Origin of the sequence: Enterococcus sp. MMGLQ5-1 (genome assembly GCF_013155265.1) — a bacterium.
Taxonomy (GTDB): Bacteria; Bacillota; Bacilli; order Lactobacillales; family Streptococcaceae; genus MMGLQ5-1.
This window is the reverse complement of sequence record NZ_JABJXU010000001.1, coordinates 286,137-305,449: the sequence shown is the minus strand read 5'-3', so window position 1 is coordinate 305,449 and position 19,313 is coordinate 286,137. Positions and strand designations below refer to the sequence as shown.

Below are 19,313 nucleotides of genomic sequence, written 5' to 3'. Positions count from 1 at the left end.
ATCGAAATAATCGATTTTGGTTTTTTATTTTAGCTTAAGCTAATTACTGTTCATTAATATATTCAGCAAGGCGTTGCATAGCTGTTTCAATCACCGCCATACTTGCAGCATAGCTTAATCGGATGTAGCCTTCACCGTAATCACCAAATGCACTACCTGGAATAAAGGCAACCTGTTTTTTCTTCGCAAAATCAACAAGGAACTCAAATGAATTTTGATTCAGCTCAGCTGGAATTTTAGCAAAAATATAAAATGCGCCATCCGGTGCAATAATTTTAAAGCCGAGTGCGCTCATTTTTTCGATAATGTAGTCGCGGCGTTTAACATATTCTGCCTTCATTGGCTCAGCATCAGCTCGACCATTTTTCAATGCCTCAATCCCCGCAACCTGTGAAATTGTTGACGCTGCTGTCACAAAGTATTGATGCGTTTTAATAATTTCTGCCGTCAATTCACGCGGCGCATAAATAAAACCAAGACGCCAGCCAGTCATCGAATGACTCTTAGAAAGCCCATTTAATAAAATTGTTTGTTCACGAATATATTCAGCAATTGAAACATGACCTGCTTCAGTATAGGTTAATTCAGAATAAATTTCATCACTCAAAACAAAGATATCATATTTAGCCAAGGTTTTTGCCAAGGCTTGAATTTGCTCTCGATTGTAAGTAATCCCCGTTGGGTTACTTGGATAATTTAAAATGATTGCTTTAACTTTATCACCATATTTAGCCATTGCTGACTCTACCATTTCTGGCGTCAAAACAAAAGCATTCTCAGTCGTATCGATTTCAACAATACGACCACCTGCTAAGGTGATTAACGGAGAGTAGCCCGGATATAAAGGAGCGGGTAATAAAACAATATCATCCTTTTCTAAAATTGCCATCAGGGTAGCTGAAATTGCCTCTGTTGCACCGACAGTTACTAAAATCTCATCGTTCGCATCATAATCAACATGATATTTCTCAGACATAAAACGACTGGCCTCTTGTCGTAATTCTAGTAAACCACTCATCCCAGTATAATGGGTTTGGTTATCATTAATCGCCTGAATACCAGCCGCCTTAACATGATCAGGTGTGGTGAAATCAGGCTCACCAAGCGTCAATTTTAAAATACCATCAATTTTTGAAACCTCTTGGTCAAATTGTCGTATTTTAGAAATCTCAATTTTTGAAACTTGTGGATTAAAACGATTGATTAAACTCATTGCTATTGCCTCCATTTAATAAATTATCGATTTAAAAATAGTTTACCATAATTAATTGTAAATTTTCAGAAAATTTAGCATTCACTTCTTTTAAGATATTTCTACAATTTAATTATTAAGTGAATTCTCGCATTCACTGTATAAATCTAGTAGAATAAAGACAGTGAGATAGCTAGGAGGTATTATGGGAATTGAAGAAAAATTAGAGCAGGGCTTCTATGGCAAACCAGAATTAAAGCCAGCTGAACAAAAAAAGTATTTGGGTACTTTCAGAGAACGTGTTATTTTAATTATTACAAATCAGGATGCTAGTCAAGCTTTCTATCAAAAGATATTCAGCCAGAAGCTGAATGAAAATGTTAATGAATCAGCTCAATTATCAATGAAAATAAACGACTTACTCGATGATGCTACAAAAATGAAATTTATCAAATTAGCCAATGAATTAACAATAAGCTCGACCGTTGTCACAAAAAATAATTCAATCGCACCAGAAGGCTGTGCTGTTGTCGTTCATAGCAATCAAGCTGTAAATAAAGAAGTTATTGATATTCATCAAATGTTAGACGTTACTGATGATACTTTTAAACCAAACCCAAAAAGAAATTTTTTCTCTAAATTATTAAAAAATAATGATTAAAAAGATTGGAGCACTTATGAATAATCATGATTTACAAAGAGAAGCGGAAAAAATACTCAATCATCATATCCAATTTCTAGCACAATTTGAAAAAATAGATAACGATTCTTTTGAAATCACAGCTTTTATCCTTAAAAGCTTATCAAATATTTTGAAGCCGTTACCTAAAATATTGGTTACTGATGATTTAGAGATAAATAAAAAAAGACTTTTTGAGGCCTATAATTTAATTAGTGAATTAAAGTATAATTTGGAATTTTTATTTCCAAATGAAACATTATTTGGCGAACCCTTGATTGAATACGCAGATTGCTATCCTATGACCTATGCGAAGCAGTTAAAAAATTGGTGGCAAAAAACAGAAGATGTTATTTTGAGTGAAGGCAAGCAAACAATTGAGGATAAGAACTTTAATTTTTAACAGTAGAGAGGTGCGGCAAAAGTCACACCTCTCAGAATGTGGACAAAGTATACTTTCAGAGTATGGTTTGTCTTTTTGCTCTACAATAAATTAGACTAATAAAGATTTCAATCCATTCTTTATAAGTCGAATTTGCTTTTTTTATCGAAAAATACCATTTTCACAAAAAATCGATATCTAAAGCGTGAATTTGGATTTGCTTTCCAGAAACATTGCTGGATTCACAATAAAACTACAAAATTTAAAGCAGTCTTGAGCAACGTAAAAAGCAGCACAAAATGTGCTGCCACAAAAGTCACACCGATTTGATTAATGCTTGTGATGCTCGAGTTTCTAGCAAGCGCATTAAGCAACGGTTTAGCGTAATTGAATTTTATCGTTGCCCGCTTATTGACGGGCTTAATGCGCGAGAAACGGTTTAGCGTAATTGAATTTTATCGTTACCTGCTTATTGACGGGCTTAATGCGCGAGAAACGCTCGGCATAAATTAAAATAATTCGTGACAAAAAGCGTCACTACAATTATTTTTGCCTTATGCTCGAGTTTCTAGCAAGCGCATTAAGCACCTTTGTTTACATCGCTAATTTAACAATTCGATTAATCGTTTTACCAAGTACCTCAGAAAGTAATTCTTGATTTTTTTCAGACAGCCTAAAAGCTGACTCATTTTCTGCTTTGGTTGCTTCAACCATTGCTTGACAGGCTTCAACATATTCTTCAAATTGCTTAACTAATTTTTTATGCATACCGATTACTCTAACATTAGGTACTAATGCAGAAAGCTGATTTGAAATTTCATTATAATCAACCATACCTTTTTCAAACCCCGCAATTACTGCTGTTTTCTCGGTAAATTCCCCTCCCTCTTTAAAAAATAGATCTGCTTGTTCAAAAAACGGGTGCATTTCTTCAGAAATTGCTTCACTTTTAGTTAATAATTCATTTAAATCATTAAAATAATAATTAGGATTTCTCTTTTTCATTTTTGACCTTTCTTTTAATCCATTTTCTAATTTGACGAACCTCTGGCTTTTTACCTGTAGACTTCTCTATATAAGCTGCATTGATTACCGCACCGTATAATAAAATTTGCGCAATAATTGTCAACCAAACCATTAATATAATTGCAGTGCCAATGATTTGGTAGGAGCTAATTCGACTCCCAAAATATTGAAGATAAATATCAAAGGCCTTCGATAGAATCAAAAAACCGAGTAATGTAAAAATACTACCTGGCAATAAAAACTTGAGCTGCCTAAATCGAACATCTGGCAACAAGTAATTCAACAGAACAATCAAGATAAACATTCCAACAATAGATAATGGTAAAACCAGACCACTAACAATTTGAATTACATTAACTGGTAAATCAAAATAATCATTCACAATGACGAATAATTTATGCCCAAAGGTTACAAAAACAATACTGGCAACAAATAAAATCATTGAAGCAATTAAGATGAGCATTCCAAATAATCGATTCAATAATAGATTTGGAACCTTTTTCACCTGGTAGACCTTAGTCATGGCATTTTGCAGGGCACCAATACCCTGACTAGCAGCCCACAGCGTAAAAATTAACCCGATTGATAAACGACCACTTGATTTATTAGTTAAAAGACTGATAATTACATCTGAAATTCGATCATAAATATCCTTTGGGAGCACCTGTTCCACATAGTTCATAATTTCTGAAACATTTAAATTTAAAAATGGGAGTAAGCTGCCAATTGTTAAAATAATTGGAAAAAGAGAAAGTAGAAAATAATAAGATACTGCCGCACTTGACATACCAATATCTGCATTTTGATAATACGATTGAAATACCTTTACCCAATTGACAATTTCTGCTTTGATGTCTTTATTTTTCAATTATTTATACATCCTTTATAGCTTCTATACAAGATTAATATGATTTAGAATAAAATTAATCTTGTTCAGTTAATATACGAGGACCATCCTTGGTAATAACTAGCGAGTGTTCATATTGACAAGAAATTGAGCCATCCTTGGTGTAGGCAGGCGCAATTTCTCCGCTCATTTCTTTATAATCCATCACCATTTGCCAATCACCAATATTAACCATCGGCTCAATTGTAATGACCATGCCTTCCTTTAAGCGTAAGCCACGTCCTGCTTCACCATAATGTGGAATCATCGGCTCCTCATGAATGGTTGGCCCAATACCATGACCGACAAAATCACGGACAACAGAAAAGCCTTCACCCTCAACATAGGTCTGAATCGCATGACCAATATCACCAATTCGATTACCAACCTTAGCTGCCTCAATTCCTAAATAAAGCGATTTTTTAGTAACAGCCATCAAGCGCTGAACTTCAGCTGAAACCTCGCCAACTGCATATGCCCAACAAGAATCTGAAATGGCACCATTGAAATCAACACACATATCAACTTTGATTAAATCGCCAGATTTTAATTTTTGATGGCGTGGAAAGCCATGACAAATTTCATTATTTAGCGAACAGCAAGTAGCATATTCATAGCCCTCAAAACCAATTTGGGCTGCCTTTGCACCATGTGACTCAATAAAGCCCCTAGCAAACTTTTCAATTTCCCACATATCAATTCCAGGCTTAATTAAATCACGCAAATGACGATGAACATCTGCTAAAATTTCACCTGATTCATCCATTAATTCAATTTCTCTTGTTGATTTTAAAGTAATCAATTATAATCTCCTTGCTACGCTTAACGCTTCTCTCAAATTGTTCAAAGTCACTATTTACCTACAGTTTACTTATTAGAGTTTAGCACTTTCAACCAGCCTGTGTAAAGAAAACCGATGAATAAATAAAGTTTTTATATTTCTCCTGTTCAGATACTTTTAAAAAATTTCCAGCTTTGATATAATGCATTCTAACAGATTAGTTAATTATTGATGACTAATCTTATTGATTATGTATTTAAAAGGAGAAAATAATATGGCAACCGCTAAAATTGTGTACGCAAGTATGACAGGTAACACAGAAGAAATTGCAGACATTGTTTCTGAAGCATTGGAAAACTTAGATATCGAAGTCGAGGTTGATGAATGTACTTCTGTAGAAGCCGAAGACTTGTTGGACTATGATATTAATATTGTTGCAACCTACACATACGGTGATGGTGAATTACCTGACGAAATTGTTGATTTTTATGATGACTTACAGGATTTAGATTTATCTGGTAAAATCTATGGCGTCGTTGGTAGTGGCGATACTTTTTATGATGAATTCTGTAAATCCGTTGATGAGTTTGATGAGGCTTTTGCCAAAACTGGTGCTACAAAAGGCTCAGAAAGCGTTAAGGTTGATTTAGCTGCTGAAGATGAAGACATAGAAAAGCTTGAAGCTTTCGCCAAAGCATTAGTTGAAAAGCTAGGCTAATAATAAAAAGTGCTACAATAAATTGGACTGATAAATCTTTCAGTCCAATTTTTATTTGTCTTAAAATGACACAAACGCTAGATTGTCCCACTAAGATAAAAGCGTTCTTATATTTGTGGATAAGCCAATCTTTCCGAGAGAAATCGGGAAATCTGCACAAAAACTCACTTATATCTACAAATAATCCAATGTTTCCGAGAAACATCGGATATGATAAAAAATGATTATCAATAATAAGTAAACATTATTGATAATCATTTTTTATTTGCTTAATTCGCCCACTCACCATTTCTAAAAATAGGCATCCGTTCACCGTTTTCCAAAATACCATCAATTGACATTTCTGCAGAACCTACCATAAAATCAACATGAACCTGTGAACGATTTAAGCCATTAGCCATTAATTCAGCTTCACTCATTTCGGTGCCACCCTTAATTGAAAATGAATAGGCCGCCCCAATTGCTAGATGATTGGATGCATTTTCATCAAAAAGCGTATTAAAAAAAATTAAATCTGATTGTGATATTGGACTTGAATGCGGTACAAGCGCCACCTCACCAATTCTTTTTGCACCTTCATCCGTTTGTATTAAATCCTTTAATACTGCCTCGCCAGCTTCGGCAGTAAAAGAGATGATTTCACCAGCCTTAAACTGAAAGGTCATACCCTCAATAATTGTACCCGCATAGCTCAGAGGCTTGGTCGCCCGAATAAAGCCATCAACACGTTTAGCATCAGGTGCCGTAAAAACCTCTTCTGTCGGCATATTAGGCATAAAGGACTGGCCTTGACTATTAACAGCACCAGCACCCTCCCAAAGATGATTTTTAGGTAAGCCAATCACTAAATCTGTTCCCGGTGCTTGATAGTGCAACGCATCAAATTGATATTGATTTAGCCATGCTGCCTTTTGAGCTAAAAAGTCATTGTGCTGCTCCCAAGCCTGATTTGGCTCTTTAGCATCAAGTCGCACACTGTTAAAAATCGCTTGCCATAGCTTTTCCTGTGCCGCTTCAGCTGACAAGGCTGGGAAAACTACCTTTGCCCATTCTGGACTCGCAGCTGCTACCACTGTCCAAGAAAGATCGTTGTTTTGTGTTGCCTGCATCACCTTTTGTCTGGCCTTCATAACCGCTTGCTGTCTCGCCTTAATCCGTTGACTATCAACACCTGCAAAGGCAGCTGGATTACTTGAAACTACACTGATTCGGCTAGCCTTTTCAGCTACGATTTCATCATTTTCTAAGATAACCGATGGTCGAATCGTTGTTAAATCGGTTGTATTTTCAATAAATAAGCGAGTTATCTTATCATCCTGCCACTTGACAAGTACCTCTTTTGCGCCATGTAAATAAGCCGACTTAACAATTAAATGTGCTAATTCAACCTGGTCAACGCCAATGCTTAAAACGACTGTTTGACCCTTTTTGACATTAATACCTGTGGTCACAATCAAGTCTGCGTAGCGTGCTAATTGCTCTGAAAAATTGGTCATAATTACTCCTAATCATTGATATAATAGGCATTTTGCCCAAGCATTAAAATTGATAAAAATAAAGGCCTCTGCTAGAATAAAAGGCGTTATCAATCGGTAAGTTGAGATTATATTATCTTTTATTTTATCTAACTATCAAGACGAAAACAAGAAAGGACTCTCATGGCTAGAAAAAAAACAATTTTAAAAGAGCAGATTTTAAATGGTGCCTATGATTTTGTTTCCAAAAATGGCTTTAGTAATCTTACAGCACGCAGCTTAGCAGCTCATATCGGGTCTTCCACACAGCCAATTTATTTAGAATTTCAAAATATGAGCGATCTCAAAAAAGAATTGTATGCTCAAATTTATCAAAATTTAGAGAATCAAAGCTACCTAGGCGACTCAGCAGAAAGCACATTAACTGACCTCGCCCTAAATATTATTCAATTTTCCAAAGTTGAGCCTAAATTATATCAGGCATTACTAATCGATGACAATATAGCCGATAAGCAGCTACATGATTTTTCATATCAGCTGTTTGAAAAAGTAATCACTAATAATCCTAAATATAAAGATTGTGATCAGGAGGCTGTTGCATCATTATTAAATGGGATTTGGATTGTAACAACTGGACTGGCAACATTAGGCTCAACTGGAGCTATTGTTGCAGATATCGAAGCTCAAAGAGCGATTATTACGGAGACCATTAACTTAATTCTCACCAAAAAAGAGACATTCTCTGACCTGAAGTCATAATGTGAAAATCTATATATAAATAAAAGACCTATAGGCTGTTGCGCTCCAAAGGTTAGACCAAAAATCTAACCCTTGGATCAGTATCAAGCCGATGGGTCTTTTTCTTTACGCTTCATTTATACAACTAAGCTCCTCGAGCTGATTAAAATTTGCATATCCTCAGGTAGTTTAATTTCAAAGCTCATTTCTTTTTCTAAAAATGGATGATAAAAAGAAAGCGAATAACAATGCAACGCCTGTCGATTAATCAAAGCTTTAGAACCGCCGTAAAGATCATCTCCCAAAAGTGGTGCACCTAAATAGCTAAAATGAACTCTGATTTGATGAGTCCTACCAGTGTGCAATTGGATATCCACTAAAGAATAGATTGGGTATTCAGCTAATATTTGATATGAGGTATGGGCATATTTGCCAGTTTCAATCACCTGACGTTCGATTAATGAAGCAAAATTACGTCCAATCGGTGCAATAATTTCACCACACGTTAATAATTGATTACTATTAGCAACAATTGCCTGATATTTTTTGGTAACCAAACCACCTCTAAGCGCCTTATCCAGCATGGCGTGAGCATAGCCATGCTTGGCAAAAAGCATAATGCCTGACGTCTCACGGTCTAAACGGGTCACAATATGAATCACTTGATTTGGGTAAGCTTGCATTTGATAGTAGCCCTTTACAAAATTAGCCATTGTTCCTCTAGGATGAAACTGAGATGGAATAGAGGCAAACCCCGCCGGTTTATTAATTAATAAAAAATGCTCATCTTCATAGATAATGTCTAATGGTAAATGATCGGAAATCAACGTTTCATGAGCTGATTCATCCGGAATAATAGCCATAATGCAATCATTTTTCTTTAAAACAAAACGAACATTTTCTATTTTTTGATTGACGAATAGCTTACCACCTTGAAACTTTATTTTCGCTAGCAAAGCCTTGGATATGCCTTTTTCATGCAGGAAATGCTTTAGAGAAGCTGGCGAATCGCCTTGGTATATCCATTCAAATTTCATCGTCATCATCACCAATAAAGGATTGGCGCACCCGTTCCCAAAAATGTGTGTGCTTGCCACCAGCGAATTGAATTTGTTCTTTGGATATTTTATATTTGATTAGCCTGATTTTTTCATTTTGCAAAGCGAGCTGATCAATGGTAATCGTATAATCCTCCATCTCTTCTAGGAAAATTTCAATCGAATCCTTTTCACCAATAATAATCGGCGATCCTAATGTTCTAAAAACGATATTATTTAAAGAGGCAATTTCTGTCAGCTGAATTGCTTTGATGCTTGGGTGAATGACCGCACCACCAACAGACTTATTATATGCCGTTGAACCAGTTGGCGTTGAAACAGAAAGTCCATCGCCTCTAAATTTCTCAAATTTATTACCAGAGATATAAATATCACCAACTAGAGTTCGATTGACACGACGAATCGTTGATTCATTCAAAGCCTTGAAATTCGCCCGCTCACCATTAAAAAACTCAATCTCAATATCTAGAATTGGATAATTAACGCTTTTAGACTCATCCTTCAATAAATTTTCAATTAATTGCGCAATTTCATAGTCACGCCAATCGGTATAAAAGCCCAAATGACCAGTATGCACACCGATAAATTTAACCTTATCTAATTGCGCTTCAAACTGATGGAAGGCCTTCAATAAGGTGCCATCACCACCAACTGAAATCACGATATCTGGATTACTTTCATTAATTGGAAAATGATTCTTAAGTAATTTTTCTGTTAAAATCTTAGAAACCATTTGTGATTGGCTTTGACGATTGGAAACAATCGCTATTTTTTTATTCATTTTTTCTTGATAAACCATTTTCGTCCACATTCCTTAGTTTTTCTTGACGATGCTGCTTCCGGCTGGGCGGGTCAAAGATTAATTGAGCTTCTTGAATATCATCCTTGATTTTCGACATCTCATTATCCAGCATATAGGCAATCTCAGCGGTGCGCTCCAAACGCGCCTTTAACTCATCTGGAAAATCCCCTTGATACTTGTAATTTAAAGAATGCTCAATTGTCGCCCAAAAATTCATTGCTAACGTTCTAATTTGAATTTCAGCGAAAACGTGAATTTCACCATCAATCGTCTCTACTGGATAATTAATAATCACATGATAACTCCGATAGCCACTTTGTTTTTTATTCGTAATGTAATCGCGCTCTTGCACAATTGTAAAATCTGTCCGATTACGAAGTAGCTCTACAACATCATCGATATCTTCAACAAATTGCACCATAATCCGTAAACCGGCAATATCCTGCATATCTGTTTCCAATTTATCTAGCGGAAACCCGCGAAGATCCGCTTTTTTCATAATACTATCAACTGGCTTTACTCGTCCAGTAACAAACTCAATTGGAGAATATAAGCCTTGCTTACGGTATTGCTTACGAATACCTCGTAGTTTTACCTTTAACTCACTGACCGCTTGAACATACGGGTCTAAAAACAAATCGAAATCAAAATCTATAGCCATAAGCTTTCCTCTATCATCACTTCATTTTTACTTAATGTATCGCTAAGCTTATTTTAGCATAAATTGAAGCCATACAAAATTGTTTAAAGGTGCTATAATTAAATCAATAAGAGATAAGGAGTCGACATGCAAAACCTAGAGATTGAGTTTAAAAGTTTACTCACCGAAATAGAATATCACAGGTTAATCCAAACCTATAAGGTTGAAAACTTCAACATACAAACAAACTACTACTTTGATACTAGCGATCAAAGACTAAAAACGCTTCACCTTGGCTTAAGAATTCGCTTTTATGAAAATCGAACAGAGATGACCTTAAAGGTACCAGAAAATAATGGACATTTAGAATATAATGTGCCACTTAAGTTAACAAGGGATAACTATAACCCAAAGATTGACTACTTTGCCAATAGTGAAATTAGTCAACGTTTAGCAATTGAAGACATTAAAACGAATCAATTAAGCTGCTTTGCACAGCTTACAACAAAGCGGGCAGAATTTGAAATTCCAGAAGGTCTATTAGCACTCGATGAAAGCTGGTATGGCACTGGTCATGATTTTGAAGTTGAACTTGAAGTTGAAAACTTTCAAAAAGGCAAGCTAGCTTTTCAAAGCTTATTAAACAAAAATCAGATTAACTTTAAGCCTGCTAAAAATAAAATTGAACGGGCGAGTGGAAAATAATTTTAATAAAAAAAAGGAGATACGACATAAGTCCTCCTTTTTTATTATCGCCATCATAAGCTTTCACAGCAACTCACTAAACATTTCAGTTTCTATATTACTATTCAGCTCAATCATTTCAATCTTAATACCACGAACTGCGCGCTCAACCAATTCCTCAACTGCCATTCGCGCCTCATAGCGATGTACCAAATCCAAATTAGGTTTGGTCTTAGGACTTGGTGGGGCAAATATGGTACAGCAATCCTCAAACGGACGAATCGAAATAGCAAAGGTATCAATCGCTTCTGAGATTTCAATAATTTCTGTCTTATCCATTGTCACAACTGGTCGAATAATTGGTGTATTCGTCACTTCATTAATTGCCTGCATTGATTCCAAGGTCTGTGAAGCGACCTGACCAAGTGATTCCCCATTAATAATTACTAAGCCCTTGCGTTCTTTACGAATTTCATCTGCCACTCGCAGCATAAATCGGCGTGTTAAGGTCATTAAGTATGCAGTTGGTGCTTTCGCCTTGATTGTTTCTTGAATTTCTGTGAATGGTACTTCAATAAAACGAATTTTACCAGAATACGCCGTTAATTTTTGTGTTAAATCCTTAGCCTTTTGAAGTGCGCCCTCACTCGTATAGGGTGGTGAAGCAAAATGGACCGCTTCAATTTCAACGCCACGCTTCATGGCTAAATAGCCGGCAACCGGTGAATCAATCCCGCCAGAGAGCATTAGCATTCCCTTACCACTTGTACCCACGGGTAATCCTAGCGCACCCTTGATCGTTTCATAAGATAGATAAGCCGCATTTTTTCTAATTTCGACACGTAAATTAACATCTGGTTTTTTCATTTTAGCCTGAATATTTGGCAAAACATCATAGACAGCATTCCCTAAAATTTGATGTAGCTGATTGGTATCATATTCAAAGCTATGGTCACTTCTCTTAGCCGAAATTTTAAAGGTCATGCCTGTTTGAAAAATATTAAGCATAATCTCTCTAACTGCGGCTTTTAGAGCATCAATATCCTTATCAACCTTGAAAGCAGGTGAAAAATTTTGAATGCCAAAAACCTTTTTTAAATCTATCATTACTGCTTGGGCATTTTCGCCATTTAATAAGATATGTGTTCGATCTCGATCTGCAAAAATTTTTAAATTCGGATAGGGTGCTAAGCTTGCCTGTAAGTTGGCAACCAAGCGGCCGATAAACCGATTTTTATTTTTGCCCTTTAACGATAGTTCACCATAGCGCACTAATATCTCTGAATATTCCATTAGTTTTAGTCTCTCCTATTTAGTTACTCTCTCAAATTGCACATACGCTTGACGAAAGGCAAGCATAAACTGTTCTACTTCAGCAATAGTATTTTGTTCACCAAAGCTCAACCGAATTGCACTCTCTGCAATTTCTTGTCTAACGCCCATCGCACCTAAGGTTGAAGGCATCTTACCTCTTTTAGAATAGCAAGCGCTCGTCGTCGAAACAAAGATTTCACGTTCCTCTAATGCGTGCACCAAAACCTCACCTCTAACGCCCGGCAAGCCAAGTGTTAAAATTGTTGGAATAAAGCCCGCTGTGGCTGGACTAAAAACTCTTACTTTATCAAAATCGCTAAGTGCGTTAACAAGCAATTGCTTTTGCTTGGTAACCTTATCCATAAAATCTGCTTGACGTTCAAATGAGAGCCGAAGTGCCTTGGCCATCGCCACAATGCCTGCTAAATTTTCAGTTGTTGAGCGCTGTGCTGATTCTTGCCCACCACCATCAAGTAATGGCTGTAACTTTTTACCCGACTTAGCATAAATAAAGCCCACCCCTCTTGGTCCATGGAACTTATGAGCAGACACGGTTAAAAAATCAACTCGTGAATTCAAATATTCATTAACAGACAATTTACTAATCGCTTGCACTGCATCAACATGAAACTGGATTTTTGGATAATCGTTCAAAATTTCAGAAATTGCTTCAATTGGTTGAATACTGCCAATTTCATTATTGACCGCCATGACTGAGACTAAAATTGTAGTCGGTTTAATAAGCCCTTCAAGCTGATCTATTTGAATAAAGCCATCGGCATCAACAGGTAAATAATCAATTTCAAAGCCTAATGCCGACAAGCTTTCTGCTGCATTGCGAACGGAGGCATGCTCAATATTTGAAATAATAATATGATTGCCAAATTGATGCTTTGCCAGCGCTGTTCCCTTAATAATCCAATTGTTGCCTTCTGTGCCACCACTTGTAAAATAAATTTCCTTCGGCTGAACCGCAAATAAATCTGCAATCTGTTCTCTCGCCATTTCCAACAATCGATGTGCTTGACTGCCTAATCGGTGCAGGCTTGAAGGATTACCGAAAACCTTGCTGGCGGTGTCCATATAGGCTTTTAGACTTTCTGGGTAAATTTGAGTAGTTGCTGAATTATCAAAATAAATCATTCCATTTTCCTTTATTAATCATTTTATTCATCATTTTTCGTTTCGACTAATAATTATAGCATAAAAAACTGATCAGACGACTAGGGGGCAGTAAATAAAAAAAGATGATTGAACAAAAATAGGCTCTGCAACAAAATAACACCTAATACGTGAATTTGGGTTTGTTTCGCGGAAACAATACCGTTTTCGCACAAAAACAGCACCTAACGCGTGAATTTGGATTTGTTTCGCAGAAACAATACCGTTTTCGCACAAAAACGACACTCAGGTCGGTTTAATGTCAATTTAAGCTATTTTTTAAAATAAGCTGACCTTCGCCACAATATGAAAAGACTGGACAAATTTCACACTTTGGCTTTTTAGCTGTGCAATGATAGCGCCCAAATAAAATCAATTGATGATGCGTTAAAACCCAGCGGTCTTGAGGAATTTTAGCCATCAATGCAAGCTCAACCTCCTTGACGCTGGCACTTTTTTTGACAATTCTCAAGCGCTTTGACACACGTTCAACATGAGTATCAACCGCAATTCCAGGAATACCAAACGCATCTCCCAGAACAACATTAGCTGTCTTTCTGCCTACGCCAGGCAATGTTTCGAGCGCTTGATGTGTTCTAGGGATTTCATCTTGAAATTGCTCGTGTATTATTCTTGCCGTTTGGATGATATTCTTACTTTTATTTCTATAAAGACCGATTCGTGAAATCTTTTCCATTACATCTTCAATCGGCGCTATCGCTAATTTCTCTGGTGTTGGATAGGCGCTAAATAAAGCAGGAGTGACAAGATTAACTGCCTTGTCCGTTGTTTGAGCGCTTAAAATTACGGCAATTAATAGCTGAAAAGGAGTCGTCGAATTTAATTCTCCCTTTGCGTTTGGAAACATCTCACCAATTATTTCGAGTACCTTCATTAAGTTTGCCTTACTTAACATAAAATGACCTCACTAATCTAATGGAATTTGAATATCCAGTATTTTCCCCTTTTTTAATGTTGATTTATCATTTTCAACATCGGCTACACGTTGATAACCCTTGCCTTGCCAATTTCTTAAAATACCGCCGACATATTTAAAATTCTTTTTCTGATTTAAAACAGCTTCTTTAAGGGCAAGCTCGACCAACTCGGGCGCTATATTTTCCTCATCAACCCATTTTTGTAGTTCCTCAAGTTCAATTGGCGAAAGCGGTCGTCCAAGCTCCTGTTCAAATAATTGACTAAGCTGACCAAGTCCACTTAATTTAAGCATTGGTCGTTTAACAAGCTGATCTAATTTTTCAAACGTTGGCGTTAAATCAACAATTGTTTGAATTTTATGAAAAACGTCCTCTGTCGTCTTGAGTCTAATTAATTGTTGATTTAAAAGTGAATTAATTGATTCATAGATTGCCTTTTCCGAAATGTTAGTATCCTTTTCAATTTGTTCAATATCTAAAACTGTTTCTCCCTTGTCAGTTGTTTGATATAAAAATAACCAAATTAAAAAGCTATCCGCCGTAAATTGAAGATTTGAAAACTGTTTAAATAATTCGTTCGGGATATTTGAAAAGCCGTGCAAAAAAATACTGCTATAGCTCATTTACTTTACCTACCTTCTATCTCAAAAATATTATTGTCATTCTTAATTCATTATACCTAAGTTTGCTGTTCAATACATTATTATAAATTTGAACAGAAATCAATTGCTTTGGCCCAGACCAAAAAAGGTGATGCAATATACATCACCAAGTCTATTTTATTAATAAAGCATTTGATTCGTAGCGTTAATTAAATATGGAAAAAATAAGAGCTACAAATTATAAATAGGCATTCCATTGATTAAGCTGATTTAAGTCAAAGGGTGTATTCTGATAAACTGCATAATTAAGCCAGTTATTGAAAAATAGTGAGGCAGCCATACTCCATTTAAAGCTGGCTCCCTTCTCTGGCTGATCATCAATAAAATAATTTTCCGGAATATCTGGCTTTAAATTAGCGGCTTGATCACGCCAATATTCATATGCCAAAGTATCTTTGTCATATTCAAGGTGACCAAAGGCGTAGATTTCCCTTAAATCCTTTGAGCCAATTACTGATAAGCCTGCTTTTTCATCCTTAACCCAAGTTTCTAAATTTGATTTTTCCCTGACCTCTGATTCAACTACTTCTGTGTACCGAGAATGTGGTGAAAAATACTGTTCTTCAAAGCCTCTAAACAGCTCGATATTAGTAGCAATCGGCTCAATTTTTTGCGAATAAATGCCAGAAAGCTTGTCTCTTCTCAGATGCTTGTCAATACCATAGTGATAATAAAGACCTGCTTGCGCGCCCCAGCAGATATAAAGTGTCGAATAAACATGGGTCCTCCGCCATTCAAAAACCTGAGTAAGCTCTTTCCAATAATCAACAGATTCAAAATCAAGCTTTTCAACAGGTGCACCAGTCACAATTAAACCATCGTATGATTTATCCTTTATTTCATCAAAGCCGTAATAAAAACTATCTAAATGTGCTTTGGCTGTATTTTTGGTTTCATGTGTTTCCATATAAAGTAAATCAATATTAATCTGTAAAGGCGAATTTGATAATAAACGCAGCAGCTGAGTTTCTGCCACTAACTTTCTTGGCATCAAGTTTAAAATTAGAATGTTTAGAGGCCGAATATCTTGATGCTGCGCTCTTAAACCGCTGATTACAAAGATATTCTCTTTTCTTAACTCTTGAATTGCTGGTAAGCCAGCAGGCACATTAATTGGCATTTGCATTCCTCATTTCTCTTATTTAAAACTATAGCTAATCCAAAAAAAACCGTACTAACCGTTATAAAGGAAAAATCCATTGTTCACAAGTTATACAGCTTTTTAATCTCTTTTTTCTGGATATAAAACTGCCATACTAACATTCTATGATGTTTGCTAGCCAATGACAAAAAGTATTATTCTATTGCTCGCCATAGTAAATAACTATATCAAAATTTAGAAGTGCATTAATGTCTTGATATCATAATTTTTGATTTTCTCACGGCCCTTTAATTCATCTAATTCAATTAAAAAGGCACAGCCTGCCACAATCCCACCTAATTTTTCAATCATCTCTATCGTTGCGACAACCGTACCACCAGTTGCCAATAAATCATCAGCAATTAAGACACGCTGGCCTGGTTGAATCGCATCTTGATGCATGGTAAGAATATCTGTTCCATACTCTTTTTCATACTCTGCTTGAACAGTTGCTCTTGGCAATTTATCCGGTTTACGAACTGGCGCAAAGCCAACCCCAAGCGCATATGCAACTGGGCAGCCAACGATAAAGCCACGCGCCTCTGGACCAACAACCATATCAATCTGTTTTTCCTTAGCATATTCAACAATCTCATGTGTTGCTTGGCAAAATGCCTCACCATTTGCCATTAAGGGCGTAATATCACGAAATAAAATGCCTTTTTCAGGGTAATCTTTAATTGTCGCAATATATTTCTTTAAATCCATTAATAAATTCTCCTTATGATAATTTTCAGATTAATAAGGCATTAATCTTCTAATCCATCTACTATTTTTTTATAAATGATTTGAACATCCTCTAGTGCAAAAAATTTTTCTATTTGAACTGCTTGACAACGTTTTTGATAAACTAAGCTTGATGAAATTTCTTTTTTCTCAGGCGAATGAACTGGTCGCATAATCCCTTCAGAAATAATGACAAAGCCCAGCTCTTGAAATACCTTAACCATATCAACTAATAGCTCTTGCTCTATTTTTAAATACTGCGCCAGCGCCTTAAGCTTATGCCGCAAATCAAATTCTGGATATTGATTAATTACCTTAAAAAGACGCTCAAATTGTGCTCTCGTCCCGACACCATTAATATATTTAGGCTGTAGAATCATATTTTTAAAATAAATTAATTGATAATTATTTTTATTAATAAAGTCAGTTAGTGCAAGTGGTTCTTCTGGAGTATCCACAACTACCAAGCTACCTGAGCGTGCTGTTTCATCAATGGATACAAGCGTTTTATCACTGATTTTTGCTTTTAGCTTTGAATTAAAAACAAGATAATCCGCCTGATCAGGCAAGCTTTTATGCTTGCTTCGCAAATCAAGAACTTGGACGGTTTCAATTGAAAAATCCTGCATCATCAGTTGAGGAAAGCTTTGACCATTCCACTCATTGATAGATAAGGTACCGACAATATTAAATTGGCTAGCCTGCTCTAGCAAATCCTTTTTTGTACCATAATTAAAGGCAATAACTGGTAATTCAGCCTGTCCATCTGAAATTTTTAGCTTTAAATGCGCTTCATTGACGCCTATCGCTTTGGCAAAGGAGGTCTTAACAGCCTCAAATTCAAAAATCGGCTTGGGATTATCCATACCAAAAGGGGCCAATTGATTGAGATTTTCAATCAGTTTAAGGTCTACTTCACTTACTTTGATGATTTCATCAATCAATAATGATTTCTTTTGCGTTAAATCAAGCTGATTTTGCTCAACATAATCATTCAAAACAGTTTGCAATTTTTCTAAATTAGCCACATCTAGGGTCATTCCCGCGGCACCTGCATGACCGCCAAAGGCAATAAATAGCTCTCGGTGAGCGTCTAATGCGGCAAATAAATCAAGCGAGTCAACACTTCTTGCCGAGCCTTTAGCAATCCCATTTTCAATTGTTAGTAGAATGGTTGGCTTACCAGTCTGCTCAACGATGTTCCCAGCAACGATACCCAAAACACCCGGATGCCAATTTGCCTTAGCCAATATTTGAACTGACTGGGTTAAATCCAACAGCTCGCTGGCTTCTTCTCTAATTTGCTCAACAATTGCTCGACGTTCAGTATTTTTCGCTTCAATCATTTCAGCAATTTCAACAACATCATCCTCAAAGCTAGTCAGTAAACTTACTGCTGGATTTGGGTCATCTAAACGCCCAAGAGCATTCAAGCGTGGTGCGATTTGAAAGCCAATCGTCTCTTCAGTAATTGTACTTAAATGAACACCTGCCAATTTAAAAAGGGCAATTAAGCCTTCTCGTTCGGTTACCCTCAGCTGTGCCAGACCTAAGCTAACCAACACTCTATTTTCATCAGTCAACGAAACCATATCGGCAATTGTACCAATCGCCACCAAATCCAAGGATTCAACCGGCGGATAGCCTAATAGAGCAGTCGATAGCTTAAAGGCAACCCCAACACCCGCTAAATATTTAAATGGATAGCTAGAATCAGGATACTCTGGATGGATAATTGCATAAGCATTGGGCAGGGTTTGAGGTAAGCCATGATGATCTGTAACTATCACATCAACACCATTATTTTGCGCGTATTCGATTGCTTCGTGACCGGCCACACCGTTATCAACGGTCACAATCAAACTGACCTTCTCGTTATCGATATAATATTGATAAATCTCTTTATTTGGGCCATAACCATCTGTAAAACGATTTGGTAAATAGGTTATGACCTCAGCGCCTAATTCATCAAGGGCTTCCTTTAAAACTGAAGTGCTGGTCATGCCATCTGCATCATAATCACCATAGATTAAAATATTTTCGCCAGCATTAATCGCTTGATTAATCCGTTCAACCGCTTTTTGCATATCGTTTAATAAGAAAGGATCATGCAATGCAGAAAAATTAGGATTCAAAAAGGCCGTTAGCTTTTCTTCACTATTGATACCACGACTAGCAAGTAATCTTGCAACAATCGGATCAATTGCTGCTTGGCTGTATAATGCTTGCTCAGACTTGATACTTATCTCAGGTGCAAGCTGCCATTGAAACTTAGATAACAAATTGCCCCTCCTCTCTAAAACAGCAAAA

At 36.4% G+C, this 19,313-nt stretch carries 20 protein-coding genes; 5 read left to right on the top strand and 15 right to left on the bottom strand.

Annotated features, from left to right (window positions below; genetic code table 11):
- Positions 1–43: 43 nt before the first annotated feature.
- Positions 44–1,213, bottom strand: a complete 1,170-nt coding sequence (locus tag HOY35_RS01420; protein ID WP_172210233.1) for a pyridoxal phosphate-dependent aminotransferase — start codon at positions 1,211–1,213, stop codon at positions 44–46.
- Between the two features lie 184 nt (positions 1,214–1,397).
- Here HOY35_RS01420 and HOY35_RS01415 point away from each other — a divergent pair, with 184 nt between their 5' ends.
- Together HOY35_RS01415 and HOY35_RS01410 are read left to right on the top strand one after the other, a co-directional pair.
- Positions 1,398–1,853: a YueI family protein gene (locus HOY35_RS01415; RefSeq protein WP_172210232.1), complete on the top strand. Its 456-nt coding sequence runs from the start codon at positions 1,398–1,400 to the stop codon at positions 1,851–1,853.
- Positions 1,854–1,869: 16 nt separating this feature from the next.
- Positions 1,870–2,274, top strand: coding sequence for a hypothetical protein (locus tag HOY35_RS01410; protein ID WP_172210231.1), 405 nt, complete (start codon positions 1,870–1,872; stop codon positions 2,272–2,274).
- Between the two features lie 573 nt (positions 2,275–2,847).
- Here HOY35_RS01410 and HOY35_RS01405 read toward each other — a convergent pair.
- Genes HOY35_RS01405 through map form a run of 3 tightly spaced genes read right to left on the bottom strand, consistent with a single transcriptional unit; the run spans position 2,848 to position 4,967 of the window.
- Positions 2,848–3,258 carry a hypothetical protein gene (locus tag HOY35_RS01405; RefSeq protein WP_172210230.1) on the bottom strand — a complete coding sequence of 137 codons (411 nt, stop codon included), beginning with the start codon at positions 3,256–3,258 and terminating at the stop codon, positions 2,848–2,850.
- Complete coding sequence (locus HOY35_RS01400; protein WP_172210229.1) at positions 3,239–4,147, bottom strand: YihY/virulence factor BrkB family protein; 909 nt, start codon at positions 4,145–4,147, stop codon at positions 3,239–3,241. Before HOY35_RS01400 ends, HOY35_RS01405 begins: the two co-directional genes overlap by 20 nt.
- 55 nt (positions 4,148–4,202) lie before the next feature.
- Positions 4,203–4,967, bottom strand: a complete 765-nt coding sequence (map, locus tag HOY35_RS01395; protein WP_172210228.1) for a type I methionyl aminopeptidase — start codon at positions 4,965–4,967, stop codon at positions 4,203–4,205.
- 253 nt (positions 4,968–5,220) lie between these two features.
- On the opposite strand from map, the gene HOY35_RS01390 reads away from it, so the two are divergent.
- A complete protein-coding gene (locus HOY35_RS01390; RefSeq protein WP_172210227.1) occupies positions 5,221–5,664 on the top strand; it encodes a flavodoxin in 444 nt (147 codons plus the stop codon).
- Positions 5,665–5,933: 269 nt separating this feature from the next.
- Here HOY35_RS01390 and HOY35_RS01385 read toward each other — a convergent pair whose 3' ends face one another.
- The gene (locus tag HOY35_RS01385; protein ID WP_172210537.1) at positions 5,934–7,163 is read right to left on the bottom strand and encodes an aminopeptidase; all 1,230 of its coding nucleotides are present in this window, start codon (positions 7,161–7,163) and stop codon (positions 5,934–5,936) included.
- Between the two features lie 159 nt (positions 7,164–7,322).
- On the opposite strand from HOY35_RS01385, the gene HOY35_RS01380 reads away from it, so the two are divergent.
- Positions 7,323–7,898, top strand: a complete 576-nt coding sequence (locus HOY35_RS01380; protein WP_172210226.1) for a TetR/AcrR family transcriptional regulator — start codon at positions 7,323–7,325, stop codon at positions 7,896–7,898.
- Between the two features lie 116 nt (positions 7,899–8,014).
- Here the strand turns inward: HOY35_RS01380 and HOY35_RS01375 are convergent, their stop codons facing one another.
- The 3 genes from HOY35_RS01375 to HOY35_RS01365 are packed head-to-tail and all read right to left on the bottom strand — an operon-like array spanning position 8,015 to position 10,392.
- On the bottom strand, positions 8,015–8,914 hold the full coding sequence (locus tag HOY35_RS01375) for an RluA family pseudouridine synthase (protein ID WP_172210225.1): 900 nt from the start codon (positions 8,912–8,914) through the stop codon (positions 8,015–8,017).
- Entirely contained in the window at positions 8,904–9,734 is an 831-nt protein-coding gene (locus tag HOY35_RS01370) for an NAD kinase (RefSeq protein ID WP_172210224.1), read from the bottom strand. The genes HOY35_RS01375 and HOY35_RS01370 overlap by 11 nt, the downstream gene beginning before the upstream one ends.
- Complete coding sequence (locus HOY35_RS01365) at positions 9,709–10,392, bottom strand: GTP pyrophosphokinase family protein (protein ID WP_172210536.1); 684 nt, start codon at positions 10,390–10,392, stop codon at positions 9,709–9,711. Before HOY35_RS01365 ends, HOY35_RS01370 begins: the two co-directional genes overlap by 26 nt.
- Before the next feature lie 132 nt (positions 10,393–10,524).
- On the opposite strand from HOY35_RS01365, the gene HOY35_RS01360 reads away from it, so the two are divergent.
- On the top strand, positions 10,525–11,082 hold the full coding sequence (locus HOY35_RS01360) for a CYTH domain-containing protein (protein ID WP_172210223.1): 558 nt from the start codon (positions 10,525–10,527) through the stop codon (positions 11,080–11,082).
- Between the two features lie 63 nt (positions 11,083–11,145).
- Here the strand turns inward: HOY35_RS01360 and thiI are convergent, their stop codons facing one another.
- The 7 genes from thiI to recJ form a co-directional block, all read right to left on the bottom strand.
- Entirely contained in the window at positions 11,146–12,354 is a 1,209-nt protein-coding gene (gene thiI, locus HOY35_RS01355; protein ID WP_172210222.1) for a tRNA uracil 4-sulfurtransferase ThiI, read from the bottom strand.
- A gap of 15 nt (positions 12,355–12,369) precedes the next feature.
- Positions 12,370–13,518: a cysteine desulfurase family protein gene (locus HOY35_RS01350; RefSeq protein WP_172210221.1), complete on the bottom strand. Its 1,149-nt coding sequence runs from the start codon at positions 13,516–13,518 to the stop codon at positions 12,370–12,372.
- A gap of 280 nt (positions 13,519–13,798) precedes the next feature.
- Entirely contained in the window at positions 13,799–14,452 is a 654-nt protein-coding gene (nth, locus tag HOY35_RS01345) for an endonuclease III (RefSeq protein WP_172210220.1), read from the bottom strand.
- Between the two features lie 12 nt (positions 14,453–14,464).
- Positions 14,465–15,097 carry a DnaD domain-containing protein gene (locus HOY35_RS01340; RefSeq protein ID WP_172210219.1) on the bottom strand — a complete coding sequence of 211 codons (633 nt, stop codon included), beginning with the start codon at positions 15,095–15,097 and terminating at the stop codon, positions 14,465–14,467.
- A 217-nt stretch (positions 15,098–15,314) separates the two neighbouring features.
- Entirely contained in the window at positions 15,315–16,256 is a 942-nt protein-coding gene (metA, locus tag HOY35_RS01335; RefSeq protein WP_172210535.1) for a homoserine O-succinyltransferase, read from the bottom strand.
- A 216-nt stretch (positions 16,257–16,472) separates the two neighbouring features.
- A complete protein-coding gene (locus HOY35_RS01330) occupies positions 16,473–16,985 on the bottom strand; it encodes an adenine phosphoribosyltransferase (RefSeq protein ID WP_172210218.1) in 513 nt (170 codons plus the stop codon).
- A 41-nt stretch (positions 16,986–17,026) separates the two neighbouring features.
- Positions 17,027–19,285 (bottom strand): single-stranded-DNA-specific exonuclease RecJ, encoded by a 2,259-nt coding sequence (gene recJ / locus HOY35_RS01325; RefSeq protein ID WP_172210217.1) that lies wholly within the window; start codon positions 19,283–19,285, stop codon positions 17,027–17,029.
- Positions 19,286–19,313: the final 28 nt, after the last annotated feature.

What these genes read in the sequence shown, in the direction of transcription:
- HOY35_RS01420 (WP_172210233.1), bottom strand. Translation starts at nt 1,213, where the DNA reads ATGAGTTTAATCAATCGTTTTAATCCACAAGTTTCAAAAATTGAGATT.
- HOY35_RS01415 (WP_172210232.1), top strand. Translation starts at nt 1,398, where the DNA reads ATGGGAATTGAAGAAAAATTAGAGCAGGGCTTCTATGGCAAACCAGAA.
- HOY35_RS01410 (WP_172210231.1), top strand. Translation starts at nt 1,870, where the DNA reads ATGAATAATCATGATTTACAAAGAGAAGCGGAAAAAATACTCAATCAT.
- HOY35_RS01405 (WP_172210230.1), bottom strand. Translation starts at nt 3,258, where the DNA reads ATGAAAAAGAGAAATCCTAATTATTATTTTAATGATTTAAATGAATTA.
- HOY35_RS01390 (WP_172210227.1), top strand. Translation starts at nt 5,221, where the DNA reads ATGGCAACCGCTAAAATTGTGTACGCAAGTATGACAGGTAACACAGAA.
- HOY35_RS01380 (WP_172210226.1), top strand. Translation starts at nt 7,323, where the DNA reads ATGGCTAGAAAAAAAACAATTTTAAAAGAGCAGATTTTAAATGGTGCC.
- HOY35_RS01375 (WP_172210225.1), bottom strand. Translation starts at nt 8,914, where the DNA reads ATGAAATTTGAATGGATATACCAAGGCGATTCGCCAGCTTCTCTAAAG.
- HOY35_RS01370 (WP_172210224.1), bottom strand. Translation starts at nt 9,734, where the DNA reads ATGGTTTATCAAGAAAAAATGAATAAAAAAATAGCGATTGTTTCCAAT.
- HOY35_RS01360 (WP_172210223.1), top strand. Translation starts at nt 10,525, where the DNA reads ATGCAAAACCTAGAGATTGAGTTTAAAAGTTTACTCACCGAAATAGAA.
- thiI (WP_172210222.1), bottom strand. Translation starts at nt 12,354, where the DNA reads ATGGAATATTCAGAGATATTAGTGCGCTATGGTGAACTATCGTTAAAG.
- HOY35_RS01350 (WP_172210221.1), bottom strand. Translation starts at nt 13,518, where the DNA reads ATGATTTATTTTGATAATTCAGCAACTACTCAAATTTACCCAGAAAGT.
- nth (WP_172210220.1), bottom strand. Translation starts at nt 14,452, where the DNA reads ATGTTAAGTAAGGCAAACTTAATGAAGGTACTCGAAATAATTGGTGAG.
- HOY35_RS01340 (WP_172210219.1), bottom strand. Translation starts at nt 15,097, where the DNA reads ATGAGCTATAGCAGTATTTTTTTGCACGGCTTTTCAAATATCCCGAAC.
- metA (WP_172210535.1), bottom strand. Translation starts at nt 16,256, where the DNA reads ATGCCAATTAATGTGCCTGCTGGCTTACCAGCAATTCAAGAGTTAAGA.
- HOY35_RS01330 (WP_172210218.1), bottom strand. Translation starts at nt 16,985, where the DNA reads ATGGATTTAAAGAAATATATTGCGACAATTAAAGATTACCCTGAAAAA.